Source organism: uncultured Chryseobacterium sp. (assembly GCF_913776365.1).
Classification (GTDB): Bacteria; Bacteroidota; Bacteroidia; order Flavobacteriales; family Weeksellaceae; genus Chryseobacterium.
This window is the reverse complement of sequence record NZ_CAJYMO010000053.1, coordinates 1-4,953: the sequence shown is the minus strand read 5'-3', so window position 1 is coordinate 4,953 and position 4,953 is coordinate 1. Positions and strand designations below refer to the sequence as shown.

The 4,953-nt window shown below is 46.9% G+C and carries 3 protein-coding genes; all 3 read right to left on the bottom strand.

From position 1 onward, the window contains the following. Positions 1-258 precede the first annotated feature (258 nt). A complete protein-coding gene (locus QZ735_RS02915; protein WP_294243972.1) occupies positions 259-3,402 on the bottom strand; it encodes an efflux RND transporter permease subunit in 3,144 nt (1,047 codons plus the stop codon). Between the two features lies 1 nt (position 3,403). Then, positions 3,404-4,591 carry an efflux RND transporter periplasmic adaptor subunit gene (locus QZ735_RS02910; RefSeq protein WP_294243971.1) on the bottom strand — a complete coding sequence of 396 codons (1,188 nt, stop codon included), beginning with the start codon at positions 4,589-4,591 and terminating at the stop codon, positions 3,404-3,406. Between the two features lie 4 nt (positions 4,592-4,595). Further along, the coding region (locus tag QZ735_RS02905; RefSeq protein WP_294243969.1) for a transcriptional regulator at positions 4,596-4,953 on the bottom strand (358 nt) is incomplete at its 5' end.

The window sequence follows — 4,953 nt, the reverse complement described above, 5'->3', positions numbered from 1 at the left end:
TCCATGAAACATCAGCGATATTGGTACTGTCCGAAGGAAGCATATCGGTACGGTACAGTTTTTCATCCACTACCTGTGCCGGCCTCTGGTATTCTTTCCGGATCATACAGGATGAAAGGGCAGCCAGGATGGTCACGGAGAAAGTGATTCCTTTTATATTATTGATAACGTTCTTCATTATTTGAAGTTTAAGGGATAAAGCTCAGGGAACATAACCTTAGGCATCTACCTTCCGTCATATCCCTGAACAACTTACATTTATTCTGCTAAATTGATTTCTTTTTCTTTGATCGGCTTTACCTTTTCCTGCAGGTATTCGAAAATAACATACAGTACAGGAATAACGAACAGTCCCAGGATGGTTCCTATCAATAGTCCGATGGCGGCTCCCGTTGCAATCGAACGGTTTCCTACGGCCCCGATTCCGCTTGCAAGCACCAACGGAAGTAATCCGAAGATAAATGCAAATGAAGTCATCAGGATCGGTCTCAGCCTTGCCTTTGCAGCATTGATGGCAGACATCACGATGGTTTCGCCGTGGTGCCTTCTCTGAACGGCAAATTCCACAATAAGGATGGCATTCTTTGCCAGCAGCCCGACGAGCATGATAAGGGCAATCTGGAAATAGATGTTGTTTTCAAGGCCCATGATCTTCTGGCCGAAATAAGCACCCATCACCCCGAGAGGAAGGGAAATCACGACGGTCAGCGGCAGAATATAACTTTCATACTGGGCGGCCAGGATAAAATAGACGAAAATTAAACTCAACGCAAAAATAAGCACTGTCTGCGAGCCTGAAGCAAGCTCTTCCCTGGAAAGTCCGGTAAACTCAACACCGTAATTCTGGTCCAGTGTTTCGCTGGCTACCTGCTGAACGGCTCCGATGGCGTCCCCGGTACTGTACCCTGCAGAGTTTGCCCCGGTGATCTTCACTGAACTGAAGAGGTTATATCGGCCTACGGATTGCGGTCCATAGGTCTTGGTCAGGGTAACAAACTGGGAAATCGGCGACATGGTTCCGGAAGCTGTTTTTACGTACAGCTCATTCAGGTTATTCGGATCTTTCCTGTTTTCAGGCAAAGACTGGATCATTACCCGGAACTGTTTTCCGTATTTGGTGAAATCGGCTCCGTAAATCCCTCCGATGTAGCCCTGCATGGTTTCCAGAATGCTGTTGACGGATACACCCAGCTGTTTCGCAAGCGGCACATTGATCTCCATCTTGTACTGAGGGTATTTCGTGTTGAATGAAGTCTGTGCAAACTCGATTTCCGGTCTTTTCATCAGGTTACCGATGAATTCATTGGTTTTGGCATCCAGTGTAGTAACATCGCCACCGGCCTTATCGAGGAGCACCATCTCAAAACCGGCACTGTTCCCGAAACCGGGTACACTCGGCGGCTGGAAGAAAACAACTTTGGCATCCGGAACTTTCGATGAAATACCGAAAAGCTGCTTGGTGATGTTTTCCGAGCTCAGGTCGCCCTTCCTTTCATCAAATGGTTTTAGTTTGATGAAGGCGAGACCGCTGTTGCTTCCGTTCCCGGAAAGCAGCCCCCGTCCTGTAGAAATAGTCACATTCTGGATGCCCGGAATTTTCAGAGCTTCTTTCTGCAGCACTTTAAGCACATTATAGGTTCTTTCCATGGAAGCTCCCGGCGGAAGCTGTACGTCTGTGAAGATGATTCCGCGGTCTTCCGTAGGTACGAATCCTTTTTTCATGGTCGCACTGGCCCAGTATAAGATACCGCCGGTAATGGCAAAGATGAGGAGGGTTACCCATTTATGTCTCAGTAAAAATATGAATCCCCTTCCATAACGGCTGGTCGTGGTCTGGAAGGCAATATTAAACTTGTAGAAAAATTTCTGGATGAAATTTAAATTCCTGTATTCTTTATGATGAGCATCGTGTGGCTTCAGGAAAAGTGAACACAGCACCGGGCTTAATGTCAGTGCGTTCACCGCTGAGATAAAGATGGCCACAATCAGGGTAACCCCGAACTGCTGGTAGAATACTCCCGTAGGCCCCGTAATGAAAGTTACCGGGATAAATACCGACGCCATTACCAGGGTAATCGAAATAATCGCTCCCGTAATTTCGTCCATCGCCTCAATGGTGGCCTTCTTGGCATCGGAGATACCGTTTTCCATTTTCGCATGGACCGCTTCCACCACTACAATGGCATCATCCACCACAATACCGATGGCAAGCACCAATGCAAAAAGGGTTAATAAGTTTAAGGAATATCCAAATAAGTTCAGGAAGAAAAAGGCACCGACAATAGAAACCGGAACCGCGATGGCCGGGATCAGGGTGGACCTGAAATCCTGAAGGAAGATGTATACTACGATGAACACCAGAATAAAGGCTTCGATCAGAGTATGGATTACCTTCTCTATGGAAGCATCAAGAAACTCATTCGTATCAAAGTTAAAGGTATATTTTACCCCTTCCGGATACGTACTTTCGTTGGCTTTCAGCTGGGCTTTGATGTTTTCAATAATTTCCTGTGCGTTGGAACCCGGCGTCTGAAAAATCCCCATACTGATGGAAGGACTGTCACCGTTTTCCCCGACTCCGGTATAGGAAAGTCCTCCCAGTTCTACCTTAGCCACATCTTTCAGCATCAGGTTCTGTCCGTCCGGAAGTGCCTTGATGATGATATTGTCATACTGTTCCTTTTCATTGAATTTCCCTACATATTTGATGATGTATTCAAAAGAACTCCCGCTGTTCTGGCCCAAGGAACCGGCTGCCGCTTCCCGGCTCTGCTCATTAATGGCTGTGGTGACATCGGAAGGCGTGATTCCGTAAGCAGCAAGTTTGGCCGGATCCAGCCATACCCTCATGGAATAGTTCTTTCCGCCGAAAACGTTGGCTTCCCCTACACCATTGATCCGCTGCAGATTCGGGATTACATTGATGTTCAGGAAATTCTGAAGATATACGTCATCGATATTTTTATTTTCCGAGTAGAAAGAAAGGTACATCAGGGCACTGGTCTGCTGTTTCTGTGTTACCACCCCGGAACGCGTTACTTCGCTCGGCAATAAAGGAGTGGCTCTGGAAACCCTGTTCTGTACGTTCACCGCTGCAATATCGGGATCGATACCCTGCTTGAAAAACACCTGGATCTGTGCGGAACCGTCATTCCCTGCCGTAGAGGTAATATAGTCCATTCCCTCTACCCCATTGATCTGTTCTTCCAGCGGAACCACCACACTCTTCATCACCGTTTCGGCATTGGCTCCTGTATACGTTGCCCTTACACTCACCGTAGGCGGCGCGATATCCGGATACTGGGTTACCGGCAGAGAGATCAGCCCCAATACTCCCAGAATAACAATCAGGATGGAGATTACGGTGGATAAAACCGGCCGGTTGATAAAATTTTTAATCATTTTAGAATTTCGGTTTTATAGATTGTACAAGACTGTCCATTTTCACAGGTTTCGGTTTGATAGCGGTTCCCGGTTTTATTCCTCCGGTACCGGCTGCCACTACCTTTTCCCCTTTATTGATTCCGGATTTGATTAACGCCAGGTTGTCGATGCGGTCAATTACATTTACGACCACATTTCTTGCCGTATCCCCTTTGTCCACTTTGTAGACATAAACGATACCCTGCTGTTCATAGGTAGCACTTTCCGGCACAACCAGGACATTTTCATAAGGTTGCGGGAATCTGATGGTTCCGCTGTTTCCGTTGCTGAGCAGTTTCTGCGGATTGGAGAAGGCCACCCGGAACTGTATGGTTCCCGTAGTAGCATCGATCTGTCCTGTAATGGCTTCGATCCTTCCCTTTTCAGGATAAAGGCTTCCGTTAGCAAGCTGCAGCTCTACCATCGGCAGGTTTTTTATCTTTTGCGGCATCGAGGAACCCGGGGATTTTTCGAGAAAATCAAAATATTCTTTTTCGTTCATCGAGAAATAGGCATAGATCTGCGAAGTATCTGAAATGGTTGTCAAAGGCATCTGATCGGATGGTCCGACGAGGCTTCCTACCTTCAGGGGAAGTTTCCCGATTACGCCTGAAATAGGGGCACGAATGATGGAATATTCAATATTTGCCTCCACTCCTTTATAATTGGCGACTGCCTGGCTCTTGGCGGCTCTCGCCTGCTGGAGCTGGGCCTGCGCCTGGGCCAGATTGGCCTGGGCCGTCTGCAGCTGAACATTGCTGATGATGTTTTTCTGCACCAGCGGCTTTAGTTTATTCACTTCTACATTGGCTGCATTTACGGCAGCCTGAGCGGCGGCAATATTGGATTCCGCTGCACCGATCCCGGCTTTGGAAGCAGCTGCATTCTGGCTGAGGATATTGGTTTCCAGACGGAACAGCGGCTGACCTTTGGTCACATACTGCCCTTCGTCCACCAGAAGCTGGGTAATGTAGCCCTGGATCTTTGCCCGTACATCGTTATTAACTCTTCCCTCGATGGTTGCAGGGAAAGTCTGGTACCCTGTCAGATTCCTGGCCTCCACCTGAACTACGGGAAACGGCTTCGGGCCGTCCTCTTTCGGGGCTTCTTTTTTGCATGACACCAGAGACAGCGATGCTACAGAAAGTATAACTAGCTTATGATTCATCTTATTATAGTTTATTTAGAGATTCCTGAATATTTTTTATATTTTTATGGAGGAGCGCCTTATAGGCTTCTATTTTTTGATTACGGCATTCTTTGTTTGTTTTTTTAAACTGATCGAGATCATCAAGCAGTTTCAGTTCGTCCTGAAGTTTCTGTACGATTTTTTCGAACCGTATTTTTTTGTATTCCTCATTGATGTAAAAATAGCGTTTGCGTTCATCCATTTTATTGTGGTCTACGATGAGCTCACCGTTGAGCAGCAGGGAGATTCCGGTGGAAACCGAACTCTTGCTTGCAGAAAAGACCTCCACAAACTCGTCAAAAGGTATGCCTACCTTATCATAATCGAATAAAAGGTAAGCA